Annotated in this window: 18 protein-coding genes and 1 pseudogene; 7 read left to right on the forward strand and 12 right to left on the reverse strand. The window is 68.4% G+C overall.

The genetic code is table 11. The features are described from left to right. Window positions 1-44 precede the first annotated feature (44 nt). The 6 genes and pseudogenes from ASE96_RS17705 to ASE96_RS17725 all read left to right on the forward strand — a co-directional run bounded on the left by ASE96_RS17705 (window position 45) and on the right by ASE96_RS17725 (window position 4580). Window positions 45-449, forward strand: a complete 405-nt coding sequence (locus tag ASE96_RS17705; protein WP_056433529.1) for a DUF1622 domain-containing protein — start codon at window positions 45-47, stop codon at window positions 447-449. After that, window positions 449-1186 (forward strand): annotated as a pseudogene (locus ASE96_RS17710) (YqjF family protein); the annotation flags it as partial. The gene ASE96_RS17705 and the pseudogene ASE96_RS17710, both read left to right, overlap by 1 nt. Before the next feature lie 222 nt (window positions 1187-1408). Next, window positions 1409-2297, forward strand: an 889-nt coding sequence (locus ASE96_RS19650; protein WP_326952860.1) for a DUF222 domain-containing protein, incomplete at its 3' end; no start/stop codon positions are given. Between the two features lie 25 nt (window positions 2298-2322). Beyond that, window positions 2323-3156, forward strand: coding sequence for an HNH endonuclease signature motif containing protein (locus ASE96_RS19655; protein ID WP_326952927.1), 834 nt, complete (start codon window positions 2323-2325; stop codon window positions 3154-3156). Then, the gene (locus tag ASE96_RS19770) at window positions 3153-3290 is read left to right on the forward strand and encodes a hypothetical protein (RefSeq protein ID WP_326952862.1); all 138 of its coding nucleotides are present in this window, start codon (window positions 3153-3155) and stop codon (window positions 3288-3290) included. Before ASE96_RS19655 ends, ASE96_RS19770 begins: the two co-directional genes overlap by 4 nt. 153 nt (window positions 3291-3443) lie before the next feature. Further along, entirely contained in the window at window positions 3444-4580 is a 1137-nt protein-coding gene (locus ASE96_RS17725; RefSeq protein WP_235500332.1) for an alpha/beta hydrolase, read from the forward strand. A 5-nt stretch (window positions 4581-4585) separates the two neighbouring features. On the opposite strand, the gene ASE96_RS17730 is transcribed toward ASE96_RS17725, so the two are convergent. The 5 genes from ASE96_RS17730 to ASE96_RS17745 all read right to left on the reverse strand — a co-directional run bounded on the left by ASE96_RS17730 (window position 4586) and on the right by ASE96_RS17745 (window position 11433). Next, window positions 4586-6349: a gamma-glutamyltransferase family protein gene (locus ASE96_RS17730; protein ID WP_056433846.1), complete on the reverse strand. Its 1764-nt coding sequence runs from the start codon at window positions 6347-6349 to the stop codon at window positions 4586-4588. 145 nt (window positions 6350-6494) lie between these two features. Continuing rightward, window positions 6495-6638: an MFS transporter small subunit gene (locus ASE96_RS19405; RefSeq protein ID WP_200913090.1), complete on the reverse strand. Its 144-nt coding sequence runs from the start codon at window positions 6636-6638 to the stop codon at window positions 6495-6497. A 1-nt stretch (window position 6639) separates the two neighbouring features. Beyond that, window positions 6640-8034 (reverse strand): OFA family MFS transporter, encoded by a 1395-nt coding sequence (locus tag ASE96_RS17735; protein ID WP_056433538.1) that lies wholly within the window; start codon window positions 8032-8034, stop codon window positions 6640-6642. Between the two features lie 238 nt (window positions 8035-8272). Next, on the reverse strand, window positions 8273-10675 hold the full coding sequence (locus tag ASE96_RS17740) for a Tex family protein (RefSeq protein ID WP_056433849.1): 2403 nt from the start codon (window positions 10673-10675) through the stop codon (window positions 8273-8275). A 152-nt stretch (window positions 10676-10827) separates the two neighbouring features. Beyond that, on the reverse strand, window positions 10828-11433 hold the full coding sequence (locus ASE96_RS17745) for an SOUL family heme-binding protein (protein WP_056433540.1): 606 nt from the start codon (window positions 11431-11433) through the stop codon (window positions 10828-10830). 170 nt (window positions 11434-11603) lie between these two features. On the opposite strand from ASE96_RS17745, the gene ASE96_RS17750 reads away from it, so the two are divergent. Further along, window positions 11604-15227, forward strand: a complete 3624-nt coding sequence (locus tag ASE96_RS17750; RefSeq protein ID WP_056433542.1) for a TM0106 family RecB-like putative nuclease — start codon at window positions 11604-11606, stop codon at window positions 15225-15227. A gap of 162 nt (window positions 15228-15389) precedes the next feature. Here ASE96_RS17750 and ASE96_RS17755 read toward each other — a convergent pair whose 3' ends face one another. From ASE96_RS17755 to dhaL, 7 genes are all read right to left on the reverse strand, one after another. Beyond that, window positions 15390-16187, reverse strand: coding sequence for a triose-phosphate isomerase family protein (locus ASE96_RS17755; protein WP_056433545.1), 798 nt, complete (start codon window positions 16185-16187; stop codon window positions 15390-15392). 120 nt (window positions 16188-16307) lie between these two features. Continuing rightward, window positions 16308-17657, reverse strand: coding sequence for an MFS transporter (locus tag ASE96_RS17760; RefSeq protein ID WP_056433548.1), 1350 nt, complete (start codon window positions 17655-17657; stop codon window positions 16308-16310). Between the two features lie 85 nt (window positions 17658-17742). Next, on the reverse strand, window positions 17743-17868 hold the full coding sequence (locus ASE96_RS19735; protein ID WP_268753772.1) for a hypothetical protein: 126 nt from the start codon (window positions 17866-17868) through the stop codon (window positions 17743-17745). Between the two features lie 12 nt (window positions 17869-17880). Further along, window positions 17881-18648 carry an SDR family NAD(P)-dependent oxidoreductase gene (locus ASE96_RS17765; protein ID WP_056433551.1) on the reverse strand — a complete coding sequence of 256 codons (768 nt, stop codon included), beginning with the start codon at window positions 18646-18648 and terminating at the stop codon, window positions 17881-17883. Between the two features lie 34 nt (window positions 18649-18682). Next, a complete protein-coding gene (locus ASE96_RS17770; RefSeq protein WP_200913091.1) occupies window positions 18683-19669 on the reverse strand; it encodes a 3-hydroxyacyl-CoA dehydrogenase family protein in 987 nt (328 codons plus the stop codon). A gap of 2 nt (window positions 19670-19671) precedes the next feature. Beyond that, window positions 19672-20154 (reverse strand): ribose-5-phosphate isomerase, encoded by a 483-nt coding sequence (locus ASE96_RS17775; RefSeq protein WP_056433554.1) that lies wholly within the window; start codon window positions 20152-20154, stop codon window positions 19672-19674. Beyond that, window positions 20151-21908, reverse strand: a complete 1758-nt coding sequence (dhaL, locus tag ASE96_RS17780; RefSeq protein WP_056433557.1) for a dihydroxyacetone kinase subunit DhaL — start codon at window positions 21906-21908, stop codon at window positions 20151-20153. Before dhaL ends, ASE96_RS17775 begins: the two co-directional genes overlap by 4 nt. Between the last annotated feature and the right edge of the window lie 79 nt (window positions 21909-21987).

Here is a 21987-nt window from a genome sequence, read left to right on the forward strand (position 1 = left end):
GCTGCCGCGCTCCCGTCACCGCCCAGCTTCGAATGAGGGGAACTATGGAACTTCCGGAAATTATTGAAGCCGCAGGCCGGTATATGGATGTGGCCGGCGTGGCCGTTATGGTGATCGGCGCAGTTGTGTCCCTCCCCCTCGCGCTCCGCGGATTCCAGCCGAGGAAGCCGCCGGAAGGGGCCGAACCGCTCTCCGTCTACCGTTCCTACCGGCAACTCCTGGGCCGCTCCATCCTGCTCGGGCTGGAACTGCTCGTGGCGGCCGACATCATCCGAACCGTGGCCGTCGCACCCACCTACGAAAGCGTGGGCGTGCTCGCCATCATCGTGCTGATCCGGACGTTCCTGAGCTTCTCCCTCGAACTCGAAATCACCGGCCGCTGGCCCTGGCAAAAGGAGCCCGACGGCGGCGCCTCCGCGGCTTTGCCGGCGGGCCGGCGGACCCTCTGATGGGTCCTGATCCCTGGCCCGACGCCCCCGAGCTTCCGGCCCCGGTCATCATGGCTCAGCACTGGACGGATGCGGTGTTTCTGCACTGGCGGATCCCTGATGCGGTGGCGGCCTCGTTCATGCCTCCCGGCGTGGTGCCGGACAGCTTCGACGGATCCTCGTGGGTGGGGCTGATCGGCTTCCGCATGCAGGGCGCCGGCCTGGGCAGGGGACCCGGGATTCCGTACTTCGGGAGTTTCACCGAGATCAACGTGCGCCTCTACTCCCGGGAGCCGGATGGCACCCGGGGTGTGGTGTTCCTCAGCTTGGACGCGACGCGCCTGGCCGTGGTGCTGGCTGCCCGGGCGGCCGGGATTCCCTATGTTTGGTCCCGGGCGGGCTTTCGGGGTGCGGGTGCTTTGAATGCTCCCATGCGCTCCTCTGCCGGGTACTGGGTACGGCGGCTTCGCGGCGGCGCGCGGAGCGACTTTGCGGCTGCGGTTGCGCCGGAGCCCGACGCCGAAGCAACCGACCCGCTCTCCATCCATCTCACCGCCCGGTTCGGTCTGCACACGCGCTTCCGGGGCCGGACCCTGTACGTCCCCAACACCCACAGCCCGTGGCCGCTGTACCGGGCGCAGCTGACTCGCTGTGAGGACCAGCTGGTTGCCGCGGCCGGCATCAGCGTCGCGGGTCCGCCAGAATCCGTGCTTTTCTCGCCGGGGGTCCGCACCCAGTTTGGCCGGCCGCGGGCGCTGGATCGGGCGCCGGCGGACCGGGACGGCGCCGGCGGACCGGGCCGGGCTCTGGCGGACCGGGACGGGCGCCGGCGGCATCCGATGCCGGCGGACCGGGACGGGCGCCGGCGGCATCCGATGCCGGCGGACCGGGACGGGCGCCGGCTGGATGATTTTGGCCCAAGTCTGGGCCCGATGCTGGCCGGCGTTATTTTGTCGTAGCTCGCCACTAGTGTGGGTTCCATGGAAGCCGTAAGGGATTTCATCGCCGTTGAGGACTCAGGCCGGGGCATCGCTCCGGTAGGGCCGTCCGGTGTGGCCGGTGTTCAGGGCGTGGACACGGCCCTGGCGCTGGTCCGGGAGGTGGCGTCGACGGCTGCCGGGGACGCTGCCTTATGGGACTTCCGGGAGGCCGCGGATTTTGCCGGCACGGTGGAGGAGCTCTCGCGGGCCCTGGACTACCTGCAGCTGGTGGCTGCCGGTGCGGTGGACCGGACCAGGAAACAGGCCACCACCGCCCCGAACGCGAACACGGCATGGACCACCGGTTGGCGAGACGACTCCGCCTACGGCACCCCAAGGCCTGACAACGCGTCAGCCGCTGTGGGCGCGTGGGCGGCATCCGGGTCGGAAGTTGCCGCGGGTGCCGCGGGTGGCGGAGATGCCTCGGCGGCATCCGGATCGGAAGTTGCCGCGGGTGCCGTAGCTTCCCGGGTGGCCGTGGACGACGGGTACCGGAACACCACGGAGTTCCTGCGGGCGCGGCTGCGGATCAGCGCCACCGAGGCCCGCCGCCGGCTCGCCCTCGCCGGGGATCTCCTGCCGCGGCAGGGCTTCTCCGGAGACCCCCTGCCCCCGGTACGGGAGGAACTCGGTGCCGCCGTCGCCGCCGGCGAGGTCTCGTCCCGGACCGCGACCATCATCACCCTGGCCCTGGACCGGGTCCGGCACACCTGCAACCCCGAAGCCGCCGCCGGGATGGAACACGCCCTGACCCGCTCCGCAGCCGAGAACGACCCCGACCTCCTCGCCCGCGCAGCCCGGAACTGGACCGACGCCCTGGACCAGGACGGCGCCGAACCCACCGAAGAACTCCTCCGCCAACTCCAGGGCGCCTTCATCCGCAAACCCCNGCAGCCCGGAACTGGACCGACGCCCTGGACCAGGACGGCGCCGAACCCACCGAAGAACTCCTCCGCCAACTCCAGGGCGCCTTCATCCGCAAACCCCGCCACGGACTCCAGCACCTGGAAATCTTCGCGACCGCCGAACAATGCGAACACCTCCTCACCGTCATGAACACCGCCACCAACCCCCGCACCACCCCCACCGGGACAGGTGCGGCACCTGGAGACGAGGGAGGCGCGGCAGCCTGTGAGGGTCCCTCCGGTGCCGCCGGCACGCCGGAAAATGTTCCCGGTGCCCCGTGCCTGGACCTCCGCTCGCAGCCGCAGAAACGCCTGGACGGCCTCGTCGGCGCCTGCAAAGTCGCCCTCGCCACCGGCGCCCTTCCCGCCGCCGGAGGGCTCCGACCGCAGGTCATGGTCACCATCGACTACCGCGACCTTCTCGCCCGCCTCGAACACATCACCGGCGACGCCGACCTGCCGGGAACCAGCCCTGACCACACCAGCGGCACGCCCTTCCAACCAGGCGCAGCGATGGCGCACACCGGCACGATGCTGTTCACCGGCCCTGTCACCGCCGCCACGGTCCGGAAGATCGCCTGCGACGCGGACATCATCCCGGTCCTGCTCGGCGGCGAAGGCCGGATCCTGGACATCGGACGCGCCTCACGGGTTTTTCCGCCCCACATCCGCAAAGCCCTCACCGCCCGCGACCAGGGCTGCGCCTTCCCCGGCTGCACCATCCCCGCCCCCTGGTGCGAAGCCCACCACATCACCAGCACGAGGCTTCCGCGGAAGGCCGCTGCGGGGTCTACACCGGAACCGAGAACGGCGTACTGCTCTGTTCACACCACCACCACGTGATCCACAAAGAGCAATGGACCATCCAAATCCGCACCGGCATCCCCTGGTTCATCCCGCCCCCGCACATCGACCCACGCCAAAAACCCCGACGCAACAACTACTTCCACCCCGCAAACCTCAACACCGCCGCCTGACACCGGCCGCAAAAAGACCGGCCGCGCAAAAAGCGGCTAACGCCTGGGGTGCACTATCTGGCTGGAGGCTCGCGGACGCTGATCAGATGTGCCGTTCGGGACGCCGGGGGCGAGGGTATCCAGTTATCTCGATGATGGAGATAACATCGAATCGTGAAGGATGCGACGCCGGAGGACCCCGGCAGCCCGGCTAACAGCGCTCAACAGAGCGCCCCGGTGCAGGCCAACGAGCATGACGTCGCCGCCCCTCCGTTGAACAGCCCGGCTGACAGCGCTCAACAGAGCGCCCGGGTGCAGGCCCACGGGCATGACGTCGCAGTCCTTGACTGGAGCGGCGCCTTCATGTCGGGCGCGCTGGTCCTGGTTCCGCTCTGGATGCTGCTGAGCAACAGCGCCGTCCTCGGCGGCCACCCGGCGCTGCCTGCGCTCCTGATGGTTGCTGCCGCAGCGGGCCTTCTCTGGGCGTTCGTGCTGGTCAAACGCACCACTGTCCTCGAAGGCTGGCCTCGAAGCAAACAGCATGGGCCGGTGAACCACCCGCCAAGCCGGCGCTCAGTTTCACGCTGGCAACTGGTCCGGGGCCTCGCGGGACGGCTGGCCGTCTTGGGTCTCGTTGCGGGGCTGGCGTGGCTCAATCCGTTCCCCTACCAGCCCAGCGGAGCGGAGGGCCAAACCACGGGGACCACCACCGAAGACGCCACCACCATAACCCTCGCCCCGGAAGGAAAGGCCCGCGCGGGACTCGTCTTTTACCCGGGAGCACGGGTTGACGCGCGCGCGTATCAAGACATCCTTGGGCCGCTCGCGAACGCGGGCTATCTTGTTGTCATCCTGAAAGTACCCTTGGGAATCCCCTTGCTGGACATCAGCCAAGCCCGCGGCACGATGGACGAACACCCCGAGATCACTTCCTGGGCAGTCGGCGGCCATTCGCTGGGAGGAGTCAGCGCGTCCTCCTTCGCGACGTCGAACCGGGACGTCTCCGGGCTTTTGTTGTTTGCTTCGTACCCCGCGGAAAGCATGGCGGACGCCGTCGACTTCGCGGTGCTGTCCATCTCCGGCTCCAATGACGGACTCACCACTCCGGACAAGATCTCGGCGTCAAAGGCCTTGCTACCGCCGGCCACCGGTTTCGCGACGGTGGAGGGCGGAGTGCACGCGTTTTTCGGGGACTACGGCGAACAGCCCGGGGACGGCGAGCCAGGCATCTCCCGCCAAGAGGCGCAGCAGCAGATCGCCGCGGACTCGATCCGATTTATGGACCGGCTCGGTTCCGGCCCTCGTGGATAGTGCCGTTATCGCCCCGCAGCGTAACCCTGCGCGCCGCGGGGATTCGCCGCCGCCTGCAGAACCCCGGTCGAAGGATCCCGCACGACGGCGGACAGGCGTCCCAGCGTCCAGCCGCCCGCGACGGTGACGACATGACCACGGCGCTCAAGTCCCGCGATAACGTCCTCGCCCAGCCGCTCCTCGACGACGGCGCCGCCTGGCTCCCAGGTGCGCGGCCAGAACGAACCGGGCATCGACGTCGTATGGAAGGTGGGGGCATCAATGGCCTGCTGCGGCGAGTAGCCGCCGACAATCGTGCGCAGCAGGTACGGCAGCTGCCATTGATCCTGTTGGTCGCCGCCCGGCGAACCAAGAGCGGTCACGGCCTCGCCGTCCCGCAGCACAAGAGTTGGCGTGAGGGTTGTCCGCGGCCGCTTCCCCGGTGTCAGGGTAGAGGGCGTTCCCGGCTCCAACCAGGTCATTTGCAGCCGGGTGCCGAGGCAGAAGCCCAATTCCGGGATGGCCGGCGAGGACTGCAGCCAGCCACCCGACGGCGTGGCCGAGACCATGTTGCCCCAGCGATCCACGACGTCAATATGACAGGTATCGCCGCGGGTCTCCCCGCTCGGCGCCACGGTAGGCTCCCCCACTCCCAGCCCGGCCGACCCCTCTGAACCCGGACCCGTCGGCGGCTCGTAGTGGGTACGCAGTGTGGGCACATACGGCTCATATCCGGGGACCGTGCCGGGCCGGAATTCGTGTGATGCCTGCTCTCCGATCAGCGCCCGGCGGCGGGCGCAGTAGTCGGCGGACAGGAGATAGTTCAACGGCACATCCGTGTCGCCGTAGTACGCTTCCCGGTCCGCGAGCGCCAGCTTCTGGGCTTCCAGGATGGTGTGCGCGCCGAGTTCGGTGGACGGATCGAGGTACTCGTCGTCGAACCCTTCGAGAATGGCGAGCGTCTGGAGCAGCGCGGGACCCTGCCCCCACGGTCCCGTCTTAGCGATGGTGTGTCCGCGGAATTCCACCGTGGCGGCGTCCTCGTAGCCAGCCTCGAATCCGGAGAGGTCCTCCAGTGCGAGGACACCGCGGTGATCCGTACCTGAGGAATGCCGGTGCGGGGTCTGGACCGACTCCACCATGGCCTTGGCCACGAAGCCCTCGCGCCACTCGCGGCGGGCGGCGTCGATCCTGGTTTCGCGCGAATGCCCAGCCGGCCCGGCGGTCCCGGCGTCGACCAGCCGCTGCAGCGTCCGGGCGTAGGCAGGATTGCGGACCAGCTCCCCTTCAGCCGGGATCCTGCCTCCGGGCATCCACAGCCCAGCAGACGTCGGCCAGTGCATCTGGAACAGCTCCGCCACGGCGGCGATGGTGGTCCCCACCCTGCCCAGCATCGGGTGCCCGTCGCGGGCGTAGCCGATCGCGAAGTCCAGTACGTCGCCCAGTTCCCAGGTCCCGTGGTCTCGCAACAGCAGGAGCCAGGCGTCGACGGCGGCGGGAACCGCGGCGGCCAGCGCGCCAGAGCCGGGCACCAGATCCAGGCCCTCCGCGAGGTAGTGCTCCACCGTGGCTCCGGCGGGGGCCGGGCCCTGCCCCATGAGGACCACGGGCCGGCCGGGCTCGTCCGCGGTGACGAAGACCCCGGTCATGTCCCCGCCGGGCCCGTTCAGGTGCGGCTCGACGACGTGCAGCACGAAGGCTCCCGCCGTCGCGGCGTCGAACGCGTTGCCGCCGCGCTCCAGCACCGCCTGGGCGGCCGCCGTCGCCAGCCAGTGCGTGGAGGCACTCATCCCGAAGGTGCCCTGCAGGGTGGGCCTGGTGGTGAACGTATCGGGCCGGGTGAACGCCGGGGACGCTGGCGCGATGCCCGCCAGGGGCTCCACTCGGGGCTCCCCCGTGCGGGTGCGCGGCGAAGCCGGGAACCCTGTGGCGGTGTCAGCCAAAGAGGGCCGCCACACGGGTCAAGGTCTCGTACACGCCGTAGCCCAGCGGCACTCCCACCAGCGCCCAGGCGACCACCAGCTTCCCGGTCGACGGGTTTACAGGTGTCGGGTTCACAGTTGTCTGCGCAGTACTCATCTCAGGCCTCCATGGCAGGTTCTTCGGAGCGGACACGGTCGGGGCGTGGTTCGTGGAACCGGGCGTCGACCGGCTTGACCAGCAGGTTCGCCACAAAGCCGATCACCAGCAGCCCCACCATGGTCAGTAGCGCGGGCTGGTAGGACGCTGCGGTCAACTGGCCGGGCTTGCCCTGTGCGTCCAGGAACGCGTTGACGATCAATGGCCCGGCGATACCGGCCGCGGACCACGCCGTCAGGAGCCGGCCGTGGATCGCCCCGACCTGGAACGTGCCGAACAGGTCGCGCAGGTAGGCCGGGACGGTCGCGAAGCCGCCGCCGTAGAAGGAGATGATGACGAACGCGAGCGCCACGTAGAGGAACGTGCTGGTGGAGCCGGCCAAGGCCAGCACCGTGTAGAGCACGGCGCCGACGCCGAGGTACATCATGTAGATGCGCTTGCGGCCGGTCACGTCCGAGGTGGCGGACCAGGCGAAGCGGCCGGACATGTTGCCGATCGAGAGCAGCCCCACGAAGCCGGCGGCGACGGCGGCGCTCACCAGGGACACGCCGTCGGACTGGCGGAAGAAGTCCTGGATCATCGGTGCGGCTTGCTCCAGGATGCCGATTCCCGCTGTCACGTTGCAGAAGAGGGCGATCCAGACGAGCCAGAACTGCCTGGTCTTGACGGCGTTCTTCGCGGAGACGTTGTCCGTGGTGACCAGCGTGGCGGCCTTCACCTTAGCCGGGTCGAAACCGGCCGGCTTCCATCCCTCGGCCGGGACCTTGATGGTGAACGCGCCGAACATCATATACGCGAGGTACACGACGGCGAGGGTCAGGAAGAGCTTGCCGACGGAGTCGCCACTGGCAACCCAGCCCTTGGCGCCGGAGTTGGGGTCGTACATCTTCAGCAGCGCGGTGGAGACCGGGCTGGCGATGAGGGCGCCGCCGCCGAAGCCCATGATGGCCATGCCGGTCGCGAGGCCCGGGCGGTCGGGGAACCATTTGATGAGGGTGGACACCGGCGAGATGTAGCCGATGCCCAGGCCAATGCCGCCGATGAATCCGTAGCCGAGGTAAACGAGCCACAACTGGCCGCTGAAGATCCCGAGCGAGCCGACCAGGAAGCCGCTGGCCCAGAACACGGCCGAGGTAAACATCGCCTTGCGCGGGCCGTTCTTGTCCACCCACGTGCCCATGATCGCGGCGGAGAGGCCGAGCATCACAATCGCGATCGAGAAGATCACGCCGATTTCAGTCAGGCTGGCGCCGAAGTGCTTTACCAGCGCAGTCTTGTAGACACTCGTGGCGTACGCCTGGCCGATGCACAGGTGCACAGCGAGCGCGGCGGGCGGCACCAGCCACCGGTTGAATCCCGGCGGGGCGATCGTTCGTTCACGGTCCAGCCAGCCCATAAGTGCTCCTCTTGCTTGTCGAAGACGTCGGTGTCCCAGTGCATAGAGGCGAATGGCCCCAGATCGGGCCGTTGCCTCCGGCAATCATGGTGCAGATCGACAGCAAACGTACTACTTGTGCGACAAGCGGTAGGAATTCCGCGACGAGCGGTGGTGATGGCCTCGGCGGCCCGCTTCCGGGCCCACCTCTCGGCGGCCGACTCCCGGGGCTTACCTCCCGAGGGCCGACTCCCGAAACCTACTTTCCGAGTCCGGCCTTCCGGAGCGCCTCGGCCATCGCCGTGTTGGCCGGTGCCGGCGTCGGCTTCTGCGGCTGCCTGGCAGGCGTCCGCCGGTCGGGCGCCGGCTTCCCGGACGGCTGAGCAGACGGCTTCCCGGACGGCTGACCAGAGTTCTGCCTCGGCGGCGCTTGCTTGGACGGCGCCTGCGCCGCCGCACGCCCGCCGGGCGCGGCCGGTTCGTCGTCGAGCCTCAAGGTCAGGGAGATGCGCTTGCGTTCCGGATCGGCCTCCAGCACCTTGACGCGCACCACCTGGCCGGACTTGACCACGTCGCGGGGATCGGAGACGAAGCGGTTGGCCAGCGCGGAGACGTGGACCAGGCCGTCCTGGTGCACCCCGACGTCGACAAACGCACCGAACGCCGCCACGTTGGTCACGGTCCCCTCCAGCACCATCCCGGGCCGGAGGTCGGAGATCTTCTCGATGCCCTCCGAGAACGTCGCCGCCGCGAAGGCCGGGCGCGGGTCACGGCCGGGCTTCTCGAGTTCGGCGATGATGTCCTGCACCGTGGGCAGGCCGAAGGAGCCGTCGACAAAGTCCTGCGGGTTCAGTGTGGCGTAGCTTCCCGCGGCCGGCCCCCTCCCGCCGGCGGCGGCTTTGATTTTCCGCGCCACCGGGTAGGCCTCGGGGTGCACGCTGGATGCATCCAAGGGTTCGACTCCCCCGGTGATGCGCAGGAACCCGGCGCACTGTTCGAACGCTTTCGCGCCCAGTCGCGGCACCTTTTTCAGTTCGGTGCGCTTGGTAAACGGGCCGTGTTCGTTCCGGTACGCCACAATGTTTTCGCTCAGGAGCGGCCCGACGCCGGCCACGCGGCTCAGCAGCGCCGGCGAGGCGGTGTTCACGTCCACGCCCACGGCATTCACGCAGTCCTCGACCACCGCGTCGAGGCTGCGGTCCAGCTTGGCGGCGGTGACGTCGTGCTGGTACTGCCCGACGCCGATCGACTTCGGCTCGATCTTCACGAGTTCCGCCAGCGGATCCTGCAGGCGCCGGGCGATGGACACGGCGCCGCGCAGGGACACATCCATGCCGGGCAGCTCGGCGGCGGCGAGCGCCGAGGCCGAATACACCGAGGCGCCGGCCTCCGACACCACGATTTTCTGCGGCTTGCCGCCCTGGTGCGCAGTGTCCGGGCCGGCGGCGAGCTGTTTGAGCAGTTCAGCGGCGAGTTTGTCCGTTTCCCGCGAGGCTGTGCCGTTGCCGATCGCCACGAGTTCGACGCCGTACTTCCGGGCGAGGGTGACGAGGGTCCGCAGCGCCTCGTCCCATTTCCGGGCCGGGGCGTGCGGGTAGATGGTGTCCGTCGCCACCACTTTGCCCGTGCCGTCCACCACCGCCACCTTGACCCCTGTGCGCAGTCCCGGGTCCAGGCCCAGGGTGGCACGGTTTCCCGCCGGCGCCGCGAGGAGCACATCCCGGAGGTTGGCAGCGAAGACCCGCACGGCCTCGTCTTCGGCGGCCGCGAACATCCGGCTCCGCAGATCCGCGGTCAGCCGGGCCAGCACCCGCGAGCGCCAGGCGAGCTGCGCGGTCTGGAGCAGCCAGGCGTCGGCGGGCCGGCCGCGGTCGGCGACCCCGAGGAAGCGGGCCACGGCGGCTTCGTAGCGGCCGCGCGCGGCGGTGAGGGCGGCGTCGTCGTTCGGTTCTGCCTCAGCGAGGTCCAGCTCCAGCACGCCGTCCTTTTCGCCGCGCAGCAGCGCCAGGACGCGGTGCGAGGGCATCCCCGAAGGCTGCTGGGAGAATTCGAAGTAGTCCTTGAACTTCTGCCCCTCGGCGTCCTTGCCCTTCTTCACCCGGGACACCATCCTGCCCTGCGTCCATAGCCGCTCCCGCAGGGTGGCGGCCAGGTCGGCGTCCTGGGCGACGCGTTCCACCAGAATGGAACGCGCCCCGGCGAGCGCCGCGGCGGCATCCCCGATGGAATGCTCCGCGTTGAGGTACTTGTGGGCTTCACGTTCGGGGTCCAGCTCGGGCCGCTTCAGCAGCGCGTCGGCCAGCGGCTCCAGCCCGGCTTCGCGGGCAATCTGCGCTTTGGTCCGCCGCTTGGTCTTGAACGGCAGGTAGATGTCCTCCAGGCGCGACTTCGTGTCGGCGCCGACGACGGCGGCCTGCAGTTCCGGAGTCAGCGCGCCCTGCGCTGCGATCGCTTCCAAGACGGTCCGACGGCGGTCCTCCAGCTCGCGCAGGTAGCGCAGCCGTTCCTCGAGGTCGCGGAGCTGGGTGTCATCGAGCGTCCCGGTGGCTTCCTTGCGGTACCGGGCGATGAAGGGCACGGTGGACCCGGCGTCGAGCAGGTCCACGGCGGCTTTGACCTGCCAGGGGTTCACGCCCAGTTCTGCGGCAATCTGGGCGGCGATGCCGGACTCCTGGGCCTGCGGCGCCCGGGTCTGGGGCGACGGGGCATGGGGCGCCTGGGTCCTGGCGGGCTGGCTCGTTGCGGGCGTGGCGGAGGCTGACGGGGAGGGGCGCTGCGGGAGTTGGGTCACCCTGCCATTTTGCCTCACCGGGGTCAGGGGCCGGGCTCGCCCGATGTTGGAGGAGACTCCCGCACGTCCTGAAGGACCTCGTTGCGGCGGAGGAACCACGGTTTGAACGGCGGATCAAAGCGGGCGAACCGGGGCGGGCCCATGGCCGTCAGGCCGGCCAGCACCAGGGCCGCCTGGAGGCCCTCGTTGCGCCGTTCAAAGGCAGTTTCCGAGCCGCTGCCCGAGAATCGAAGGGCAGCCGTCAGGGACCCGGGAACGGTCCGGATCTGGACTTGGGAGTTCACGGGGACCGGGGCCGACTCCGCCGTCACGCCAGCGGGGAGCACAAAGGCGACCACAAAGTCAGCGGTACCGTCGCTTCCCGGCAGCGGACCGCTCTGGAGCACCGGGGCGGTCATGGCCAGCTTCTGCGAAGGACCGGGCTCCTGGATCACCGGAGCCGTCATTGCCAGCTTCTGACGGGCGTTGTTGCTGCCGCTGATGTAGTTGAACAGAGGCCGGAAGGCAGCATTCCCGGCCCGGTCAAACGTCGTGGTGACCTGTATTTCGGCCACAACATACGCGGGATAACGGCGCAGCTCGAAGTGCGCGAAGCGCTGGACCAGCTCATAGGGTTGCTGTTCGGTCATGGTCCTCAGACCATACGCCGGGCCTCCGACAAGAACCAGCCCGTTCCGACCGCTGTGGTCGACGGATTGTCAGAGGGCTTTGGTAGCTTGAAAGACATAAGGCGAGGCTGCGCTGACTGCACACCCCAGGCGGCAGAACCTTCCACACGGCAGTAAGCATCGGGGGCACAGTGTTTTTTCTTGAACCGGAAGTGCCGGGTTCCGCACAGGACCTGGTCTTTTCCGCGAGCGACCTCGTCATCGCGGCCGGCTGCGAGTACCAGCTGCTCCGGAAGCTCGACGAGAAGCTGGGCCGGTCCCCCAGGGCGGTGTTCGACGACGACGAGATGCTCCGGCACGCCGCCGTGCTGGGCGACCGTCACGAGCAAAAGGTCCTCGACGGTTTCGTGGAGGAGTTCGGCCCCTGGGATCCGGCCGCCGGACGCGGCGTCTACGACGTCGTCCCGGCTGCGGCGATGGACCGCGCCACTTTGCTGGCCAAGCACCGCGAGTCCATTGATGCCCTGCGTTCGGGCGCCGACGTGGTGTTCCAGGCTGCCTTCTTCGACGGCCAGTTCCATGGCCGCTCGGACTTCCTGGTCCGCCAGGCCGACGGCAGCTACGCCGTGTTCGACACGAAGCTGGCCCGCCACGCCAAGGTGACCGCGCTGCTCCAGCTTGCCGCCTACGGCGACCAGTTGCTGCAGGCCGGGATCACCCCGGATCCGATGGTGACACTGGTCCTGGGCGCCACGGTTCAGCTCCCGGACGGCGGCTACGATTACGTCCGCAGCCACCACAAACTTTCCGACATCCTGCCGGTCTTCCGCGAGCGGCGGGACCGCTTCCTGGCCCTGACCTCCTCGCATCTGGCGCAGCCCGGCACCGTGCAGTGGGAGACGCCCGGGCTCACCGCCTGCGGCCGCTGCGACTACTGCCAGGAACAGGTCGCCGCCACCGATGACCTGCTCCTCGTGGCGCGGATGAACTCGGCCCAGCGCAAGAAACTCCGTGCCGACGGTATCCGCACGGTCCGGGAGCTCGCGGAAGCCACCCTGGCCAATCCCAACGCCTCGCTGTTGCGCCTGCAGGACCAGGCCCGGATGCAGAGCGGCGTCGGCGCAGCGGACGGTGAGGTCCGGTTCAGCAAGGACGGCGAAGAGCACAGCATCCGCTTCGGCGTGATTCCCGAAAACACGCTGGCCGATCTTCCCCCGCCCAGCGACGGCGACATCTTCTTCGACTTCGAGGGCGATCCGCTGTGGCAGGAAGCCGCCACCGGAGTCTGGGGGCTGGAGTATCTGTTCGGCGTCGTCGAGGCGCCGACGGGACCCGGCGTCGCGGGAGTGTTCAAACCGTTCTGGGCCCACGACCGGGAGGCGGAGAAACAGGCCTTCCTCGACTTCCTCGAGTATGTGCAGAAGCGCCGGCAGGACTTCCCGGACATGCACGTCTACCACTACGCCGCCTACGAGAAGACGGCGCTCCGGAAGCTCTCTGTGATGCACGTTGCCGGCGAGGACATCGTCGACGGGTGGCTGCGGGACGGGCTCCTGGTGGATCTGTACCAGACCGTCCGGAACAGCATCCGGATTTCCGAGAATTCCTACAGCATCAAGAAGCTCGAGCCGCTCTACATGGGGACCAACCTGCGCTCCGGGGATGTGAAGGACGCTGGCGCCTCGGTGGTTGCCTATGCCCACTACTGCGATGCGCGCGACGACGGCCGGGCCGAGGAAGCCGCCACAATCCTCGCCGGGATCTCCGACTACAACGAATACGACTGCCTCTCCACCCTGGAACTCCGGAACTGGCTCCTGGGTCTGGCCCGTGCCCGCGGCATCCGGCCGGGCGCCGACGTGGCATCCGGCACCGCAACGACGGCGGCCGGCGCGGGCGCGGATTCCGGAACGGACGCGGGAGCGGATTCCGCTGACGTGGACCCGCTGGAAGTGGCGCTGGCCGAGCTGGCGGGGCCCGGCGTCGGGCTGTCCGAGGACGACCGGAAGGCGGTGTCCATGCTGGCGGCAGCGGTCAGCTATCACCGCCGGGAGCGCAAAGCGTTCTGGTGGGCGCACTTCGACCGCTGCGAGAACGGCCCCGACACGCATCACCAGCAGGGCCGCAACGTTTTCCTGGTCGAGGAGGCGGAGGTGCTCGACGACTGGTGGAAGGACGGCGCCAAGCTTCCGGAACGGAGAGTGAAACTGATCGGCACGGTCAGCCCGGGCTCTGACCTTCGTGAAGGCAGCACGTGGTTCCGTATGTACGAGCCGCCGCTTCCGGCCGGGCTCGAGGGCACGGGGATCAACGGGACCGGACGCAACGGCTGGTTCGGCACCGAGGTCCTGGAGCTGGGCCACGAGGACGGCAAGGACACCGTCGTCATCCGAGACAAGCTCCGCAGGGCCATCGAACCGTACGCCCAGGTGCCGGTCGCGCTGACCGAGGACCAACCCATCCAGACCAAGAGCCTCGAGGACGCCCTGGCAGTCTTGGCCTCCGGCGTCACCGCGGCGTTGCAGGCCAGCCCGTCCGCTTTTCCGCACCATCCGGCCCTGGATCTGGTCCGCCGGGTTCCGCCGCGCCTTGCCGCAGGGGCGCGGCTGCCCGCACCGGATGAAGGCCCCGACCGGTTCGTTGACGCGATTACGGAGGCCGTCGGTGCCTTGGACCATTCCTACGTCGCGGTGCAGGGTCCGCCCGGGACCGGCAAGACCCATGTGGGATCGCACGTCATCGCCCGGCTGGTGGCCCGCGGATGGAAAGTCGGCGTTGTCGGCCAGTCCCATGCCGTGGTGGAGAACCTGCTGAAGACGGCGGTGACCAAGGCCGGCGTCGATCCCGCCCGAGTCGCCAAGGAAGTGAAACACGCGGATTCCCTTCCGTGGGAGCTGCGGTCGGCAAAGGATGTAGCGCGACTGCTCAGCTCTCCCGGCGGGGCGCTGATCGGCGGCACGGCGTGGACGATGACGGGATCCAATGTCCCGGCCGGGTCGCTGGATCTGCTGGTGATCGACGAGGCCGGTCAGTTCTCCCTGGCCAATACTCTGGCCGTGGCCCAGGCCAGCAGCCGGCTGCTGTTGCTCGGTGATCCCCAGCAGTTGCCGCAGGTCAGCCAGGGTGCACACCCCGAACCCGTGAACGAATCGGCCTTGGGCTGGGTTTCCGCCGGTCATGCCACGCTTCCGCCGGAACTTGGCTTTTTCCTCGCTGACTCGTGGCGGATGACGTCCGAGCTGTGCCGGGCCGTCTCCGAACTTTCCTATGAGGGCCGGCTGCGCTCGGCCCCGGCCGCTGACCTCCGGCGGCTCGATGGAGTTCCGGCCGGGATCGAAACGGTCATGGTGGAGCACAGCGGCAACATCACCTCCTCCCCGGAGGAGGCCGCCGAGGTGGTCCGCCAGGTGCGGCGCCATCTGGGGCTGAGCTGGCATGCGGAGCAGGGTACCCGGCCGCTCGACGCCGCCGACATCCTGGTGGTGGCCGCCTACAACGCCCAGGTCAACGTCATCCGCGATGCCCTCGATGCCGCGGGCCATGCCGGCGTCCGGGTGGGAACGGTCGACAAGTTCCAGGGCCAGGAAGCCGCCGTCGTGATTGTGTCCATGGCGTGCTCGGCGGTGGCCGAGGCGCCGCGGGGCATGGAGTTCCTGCTCTCGCGCAACCGGATCAACGTGGCAGTCTCCCGCGGCCAATGGCGCGCCGTCGTCATCCGGGCGCCCGAGCTGACCAACTACCTCCCCGCGCACCCCGAGGGCCTGGAGCAGCTGGGCGGATTCATCGGGCTATGCCGGCGGTCAGTGGCTGCTTGAGCTTTGCCCGCCTGCCAGCGGGACATGCCCATTCTTTGTCAGCGCATTCAGGGGACATGCTCATTCTTCGCCGTAACCAGTGAGCACAATGGCATTCTGCCCAGTGCTCGTGGCTCCCGTGGGGCATGTCCAGCTGTGAACGTTGGCTCCCATGGGACATGCTCAGCGGGACGCCGGGATGCCCTCGGCCAGCAGGAGTGCCTCATCCAGCACCGCGCCGAAGTTCACCGGATCGTGCGCGAACCGGCCCAGGAACAGACCCGAGACGCCGTCGAGCGTCGGCAGGAGACCTGGCTTGGCCGAGCCGCCGTAGATGACGGAAAGGTCGCCCAGCCCCGTGGGGGCGAGGTGGCTCCGGAGCTGCCGGACGACGTCGGACACGTACCCGGCGGCTGCGGGCTCGGCCGCACCGATGGCCCAGACGGGTTCGTACGCGAGGACGAGCCGGCCGGCGAGCTCCCAGTCGCCGTCCACGGCCGACCGGATCTGGCGGTACACAAATGCCGCGGCGTCGGCGGCACTGCCGTGGTCGGACTCTCCGATACAGAGGAGGGGCGTCAGCCCGGCTGCTGCCGCGGCCCTGACTTTGCGGGCGATCATGGCTTCGTCTTCGCCGAAGTGCCGGCGGCGCTCCGCGTGGCCGATCTCAACGAGACCGACGCCAAGCTCCGCGAGCATGGACGGGGCCACTTCCCCGGTCCACGGCCCGTCCGCCCACCCGCAGTTCTGCGCACCCAGCAATAGCGGCGAACCGTCCAGCAGCGCGGCGGCCGCCGGGAGGAGCGGAAACGACGGAATCACGAACGGGACAACCCGCCCGGCCGCGAGGGCCGGACGGGTGTCCACTTCGTGGCGCAGCTGCGCCAGCCACTCCAGGCTGTCCTGGTAGCCCAGATACATCTTGGAGCTGACACCCACCAGCAGTGGCGGGGTGGTCGGGCTGGTGTCACTTTGCTGCATTGTTGGTGCTTTCTACTCGAACCGGCGAACCGGTTGATGCGCAAGGCGCGGTTGACGCGCCCGGCGCGCCAAGTGCGCGCCAAGTGCGCGCCAGGCGCGCCGGAGGCCCCTGAACGGTATCTACTGCTCCAGCAGGTCGTCGGCCTTGTTCTTGAACCGCTTGGTCGCAAACATCATGACCGCGGCCAGGAACGGGAGCACACCCAGGGCGTAGACACCCATGGTTCCGGTGTCCGAGGCGGTGATCTGGTTGACCGAGGTCCGCAGGATCGGAGCCACGAAACCGCCCAGGTTGCCCAGGGAGTTGATGAGGCCAATGCCCGCCGCCGCGGCGGTGCCGGTGAGGAACGCCGTCGGGTAGGACCAGGCGATGGGACCGATGGACAGGAAGCTGCAGACAGCCAGCGTGATGAAGAGGATGCCCAGCACCGGAAGGTGGTTGGCGCCCGCCCACGCGGACCCGAAGATGCACAGGCCGGTGGAGATGAACAGCCCGGTGCCCCAGACGCGGCGGCGGATCACGGTGTTTGCGGCCTTGCCGATGAAGTAGCAGGCGAAGATGCCGAAGAACCACGGGATGGCGGCCAGCATGCCCACCGCGAAGCCGACTTTCTGGCCGGTCAGCTGGGCGACCTGCTGCGGCAGGTAGAACGTCACACCGTAGACGGCGATCTGGAGGCAGAAGTAGATGACTGTGAAGTACCAGACCTTGCCGTTCTTCATGGCGGCGAGCACGCCGCGCGGACCGGTCTCCTCCTTGACGGAGTCCTCCAGCTCCATGACGTCCAGGAGTGCCTTTTTCTCGTCCTTGTCGAGGAACTTGGCGTCCTGCGGGCTGTTGATGAGGAAGAAGAACGCGGCAACGCCGGCCACAACCGCCAGCATGCCTTCCACGAAGAACATAACCTGCCAGCCCTGGACGCCGGGCACCTGGTCGCCGATGTTGATCAGCCAGCCGGACAGCGGCGCGCCCAGCATCTGCGAGAAGGGCTGCGCCAGATAGAAGATGGCAAACATTTTGACGCGGACCTTGTTGGGGAACCACGCGGCGAGGAACATGATGACCCCCGGGAAGAGCCCGGCCTCCGTGACACCGAGGAGGAACCGCAGGATGATGAACGAGGTCTCGCCCTGGACAAACGCGAAGCACGCGGAGACGATGCCCCAGGTAATGGCGATGCGGGCCAGCCAGATCTTGGCCCCGAACTTCGTCAAAAGGAGGTTGCTGGGGATCTCGAAGATGGCGTAGCCGATGAAGAAAATCCCGGCGCCCAGCGCGTAGGCGCCGGCCGTGATGCCCCTGTCCACTCCGAGGGCGGCTTCGGCGAAGCCCACGTTGGTGCGGTCCAGGAAGGCGACCACATAGAGGATGACCAGCATGGGCATCAGCCGGAAGGACGCCTTGGAAATCGCCGATTTCAGTACCGGCGTATCCAGGAGGTCCCTAGTGGACGTGGTTGTTACGGACATCAAAAACTCCTCGTCGAGCAATCAGTGGTGTAACTCAGGGGATGGATCAGGTGCGAAAAACGGTGGAGCCGGTCAGCAGAAGTTCCTAGCGTGAAAAGGCGATGATCATGATTCCGGCCAGGCAGGCCAGGATTCCGACGGCGAGATAGAGCTTCCGTCCTTTGCTCCAGGACGCGAACCCTGAGGCGGGGGTGTTGTTGGGCTGTGCCATATTGCTTCTTCCCTAGTGCATGTAGAGTCCGCCATCCACATTCAGCGTCTGGCCGGAGATGTAGCCGGCGTCCTCGCTGATGAGGAAGGCGATGGCGGCCGCGATGTCCCGGGTGGAGCCGACGCGGTTGACCACGAGGTCTTTGGTGAGTTCGTCCTTGCGTTCCTCGCTGAGGGTGCCGCCCATGATGTCGGTGTCGATGGGACCCGGCGAGATCGCGTTGACCGTGATGTCGTACTCGCCCAGTTCGCGGGCCGTGGCGCGGGTCAGCCCGATCACGCCGGCCTTGGCCACGGAGTACGGCGTCTTGGAGAACGTGCCGCCGCCGCGCTGCGCGGAGACGGAGGAGATGTTGACGATGCGCCCGATCCTGTTTTTCACCATGGATTCGGCCACCCGGCGGGTGGCGTAGTGCACGCCGTTGAGGTTGATGCTCAGCACCCGGTCCCACTCGGCGGCGTCGAGTTCCAGATACGGGACCGGCGAGCTTACGCCGGCCACGTTGGCCAGGGCGACGATCTGCGGCAGTTCGGCCTCGATCGCGTCGATCGCCGCGCGGACGGACGCCTCGTCGGAGACGTTGGCGCCGGCGCCGAACGCCTTGACGCCGTGCTCGGCGGCCAGTTCCTTGGCTGCTGCCTTGCACAGCGCGTCGTCCAGATCGATGATGCCGACGTTCCAGCCCTGCGCGGCCAGGTAGTTGGCGGTCGCACGGCCGATGCCGCGCTCCGAGACGGCGCCGGTGACGATCGCGGTGCGTTCTGCGGGGTAAGTGCTCATGGGAGTGCTCCTGAAGGCGTGAAAGTGGCGGGGCTTAGTTGATGGGGGCGGGGCCGAGCTCGTCAATGAGCTTCTGCATGGCCACGTACGCCTTGTTCCGATAGGCGATGAGTTCCGGGGTGCGCTCGGCGGGGACATTGAGGAAGCCGGCGCCGGTCTTGGTGCCAAGCTTCCCGGCGTCGACGAGGTCGCTGAGGACCTTCGGCGTCGCGAAACGTTCCGGGAACTCCGTCTGCAGCGATTTGTAGCAGAAGTTGTAGACGTCCAGCCCTGCCATGTCGGCGATGGCGAAGGGTCCGAAGAACGGCAGCCGGAAACCGAAGGTGGTGCGGACCAGGGTGTCGATGTCCTCCGCCGTCGCGATCTCCTGCTCCACCAGTTGGGCGGCCTCGTGGAACAAGGCGTACTGGAGCCGGTTGAGCACAAAGCCGGTGACGTCCTTGACGACGGCGGTCTGCTTGCCCGCGGCGTGGACGAGTTCGCGGACAGCGCCGATGGTGGCCGCTGAGGTGCCGGCGTGAGGGATGATTTCCACGCCCGGGATGAAGGGGGACGGGTTGGAGAAGTGCACGCCCAGGAAGCGTCCCGGGTTGGCGACGGGCTCGGACAGCTCCGCGATGGAGATCGTGGACGTGTTGGACCCGATGATGGCGTCCGGGCGGGCGGCGGCGCTGATGCGCGCCAGCGTCTGGTGCTTGATGGCGATGACTTCGGGGACGGCTTCCTCGATGAAGTCGGCATCTGCCACGGCTTCCTCGATGTCCTTGGCCGCCCAGAGGTTTTCCTTCAGGATGGCGGTGGAGCCTTCCGGGAAGAGCCCGGCAGCGACGAACTCGTCCGATTCGGCGAGCAGCCGCTCGTAGTTCTTCTGCGCCACTTCGGCGGACACATCGGCGAGCGCCACGCGGGCACCACCGAGCGCCAGGACCTGCGCGATCCCGCCGCCCATGTATCCGGAGCCGACGACGGCGATTCTGCGGGCGGCGTTGATGGCGGCGGCGTTACCTGTTGATTCGGTCATGGTCAGACTGCCTTCGTGTATTCGGGCTCGTAGGAGCAGATGGCGTCCACCTTGGCGGCGGAGGAAGAGGTTTCGTCGAAGCGGTGGCCCAGCCATTCGCTGACGAGCTTTTTGGCGAGTTCCAGGCCGATGACGCGCTGTCCGAGCGTGAGGACCTGGGCGTTGTTGCTGAGCACGGACCGTTCCACCGAGTAGCTGTCGTGCGCGGTGACGGCGCGGATGCCGGGGACCTTGTTGGCCGCGATGGCCACGCCCAGGCCGGTGCCGCAGATCAGCAGTGCCCGGTCGGCGTCGCCCTCGGCGACTTTGCGTGCGGCGTCCACGGCGACGTGGGGGTAGGCAGTGGAGTCGTTGGCGCCGACTCCGATGTCCTGCACGGAGGCGACGCGCGGGTCCGCCTCGAGCAGGGCTTTGAGTGCGTTCTTGTATTCGACGCCGGCCTCGTCGTTGCCGACGACGACGCGCCAGCCTGTTGTTGTGCTCATGCCTGTGCTCCTTGCTTGGCCAGTTCGGGGTTAGCGAGCCGGCCGTTTGTGTGGGCGGAAATTCTTGCTGCGATGAGGGCGAACGAAACCGCCCCCGGGTCGGGGTGGCCCAGGCTCTTTTCCGCGAGCGGCCGGGCGCGTCCCTTGAGCGGGCGGAGGTCCGCGGTCCTGTCCGCGGCGGTCCGGGCGGCGGCCGCGGCGGCGGCGAGCGCGTCACCGGCGGAAGCGCCGCCGTCGAGCGCCGTACAGAACGCGTCCCGGAACGGCAGCAGGGCGTCCACCATGGTCTTGTCCCCGGGATCTGCCTTGCCCAGTTCGGTGATCGCGGCGGCGAAGGCGGTGACCGTGGCCGCGGCATCCCCGCCGCTGTAGCTGTCCCGGTTTCCCAGCGCCAGCCCTGCGGCGATGATCGCGGATCCCCAGAGCGCGCCGGAGGTGCCGCCCGCGCGTTCGCTCCAGGCCTCCCCCGCGGCGGTCAGGACGCGCGCCGGCGAAGCGCCGCCGTCGTTCGCGGCCGCCTGCTCAGCCGCGGTGACCGCTGCTTCCACGCCGCGGCGCATCCCGATGCCGTGGTCGCCGTCGCCGGCGACTGCGTCCAGCCGGCCCAGTTCCTCCTCATGTTCGACGACGACGTCCCGGACCTGGCGGAGCACTGCGGCCGCCTGCCGTCCGAGCTCTGCCGCGGCCGGTGTGGGGCGTTCGACGGCGGACGCCACTTCGGCGTCCGCAGCGGCCATCTGGCGCGCCGGCCGCGAGGCCAGATTGCCCTTGCGGAACGCCGGGGTGTCGGCCGGGGCCGCCCAGTATTGCTCCAGTTCGTCGTCGAGCCACAGCAGGGTCAGGGAGAGCCCGGACATGTCCAGGCTGGTGACGAGCTCGCCGCATTCGGGTTCCACCACGGTGAGCCCGGCCGCGACCAGAAGCTTTTCGATTTTTCCGAAAAGCAGGAACAACTCGTCGTACTTGACGGTGCCGAGGCCGTTGACGATCGCCACGACGCGGCTGCCGGCGTCGTGAGGCTTGTCAGCGAGCAGCTGACTGACCAGGAGCTCGGCCAGTTCGGAGGCCGTGGGCATGGGGTGATCGGAAATGCCCGGTTCGCCGTGGATGCCCAGGCCGAGGGACATGTGCCCCGCCGGGACAGTGAACAGCGGCGCATCCGCGCCGGGCAGCGTGCAGCCGTCGAAGGCAACACCCAACGAGCGGGTGCGGTAGTTCGTCCGAATGGCGAGCCGTTCGACGTCGTCCAGGTCGAGTCCCGCCTCTGCAGCGGCGCCGGCGATCTTGAAGACCGTCAGGTCGCCAGCGATGCCGCGCCGCTTCTCGATCTGGTCCAGCGGGGCGCTGGCGATGTCGTCGGTGACCAGGACTGTGCGGGTTTCAATGCCTTCGGCGTTGAGGCGCAGCTGGGCCTGGCCGAAGTGCAGGACGTCACCGGCATAGTTGCCGTAACTCAGCAGCACGCCGCCGCCGGCGTTGGCCGCCTTGGCCACGCGGTAGACCTGGCCGGCCGCGGGCGACGCGAACATGTTGCCGCAGGCCGAGGCGGCGGCCAGGCCCGGCCCCACGAGGCCGGCGAAGGCGGGGTAGTGCCCGGAGCCGCCGCCGACCACCAGCGCGACCTGCCCGGCCGGGACCTCGGTGGAACGGACGACGCCGCCGTCGACACGGGCAACGTAGCCGCGGTTGGCCGCAACGAAGCCGTCCAGTGCCTCATCCGCGAAATCAGCGGGATTGTCGAAGATCTGGGTCATGGTTTCCTCATTGAATCCGTGTTGGAGAACTAATGCAGTGGAAAGAGAGCTGAAGTAGATCGGGGTGGTGCGGCCGCCC

It is taken from the genome of Arthrobacter sp. Leaf69, assembly GCF_001422645.1.
Lineage (GTDB): Bacteria > Actinomycetota > Actinomycetes > Actinomycetales > Micrococcaceae > Arthrobacter.

What these genes read in the sequence shown, in the direction of transcription:
- dhaL (WP_056433557.1), bottom strand. Translation starts at nt 21,908, where the DNA reads ATGACCCAGATCTTCGACAATCCCGCTGATTTCGCGGATGAGGCACTG.
- ASE96_RS17770 (WP_200913091.1), bottom strand. Translation starts at nt 19,669, where the DNA reads ATGACCGAATCAACAGGTAACGCCGCCGCCATCAACGCCGCCCGCAGA.
- ASE96_RS17745 (WP_056433540.1), bottom strand. Translation starts at nt 11,433, where the DNA reads ATGACCGAACAGCAACCCTATGAGCTGGTCCAGCGCTTCGCGCACTTC.
- ASE96_RS17755 (WP_056433545.1), bottom strand. Translation starts at nt 16,187, where the DNA reads ATGCAGCAAAGTGACACCAGCCCGACCACCCCGCCACTGCTGGTGGGT.
- ASE96_RS17730 (WP_056433846.1), bottom strand. Translation starts at nt 6,349, where the DNA reads ATGAGTGCCTCCACGCACTGGCTGGCGACGGCGGCCGCCCAGGCGGTG.
- ASE96_RS19405 (WP_200913090.1), bottom strand. Translation starts at nt 6,638, where the DNA reads ATGAGTACTGCGCAGACAACTGTGAACCCGACACCTGTAAACCCGTCG.
- ASE96_RS17735 (WP_056433538.1), bottom strand. Translation starts at nt 8,034, where the DNA reads ATGGGCTGGCTGGACCGTGAACGAACGATCGCCCCGCCGGGATTCAAC.
- ASE96_RS17705 (WP_056433529.1), top strand. Translation starts at nt 45, where the DNA reads ATGGAACTTCCGGAAATTATTGAAGCCGCAGGCCGGTATATGGATGTG.
- ASE96_RS19735 (WP_268753772.1), bottom strand. Translation starts at nt 17,868, where the DNA reads ATGGCACAGCCCAACAACACCCCCGCCTCAGGGTTCGCGTCCTGGAGC.
- ASE96_RS17775 (WP_056433554.1), bottom strand. Translation starts at nt 20,154, where the DNA reads ATGAGCACAACAACAGGCTGGCGCGTCGTCGTCGGCAACGACGAGGCC.
- ASE96_RS17760 (WP_056433548.1), bottom strand. Translation starts at nt 17,657, where the DNA reads ATGTCCGTAACAACCACGTCCACTAGGGACCTCCTGGATACGCCGGTA.
- ASE96_RS17765 (WP_056433551.1), bottom strand. Translation starts at nt 18,648, where the DNA reads ATGAGCACTTACCCCGCAGAACGCACCGCGATCGTCACCGGCGCCGTC.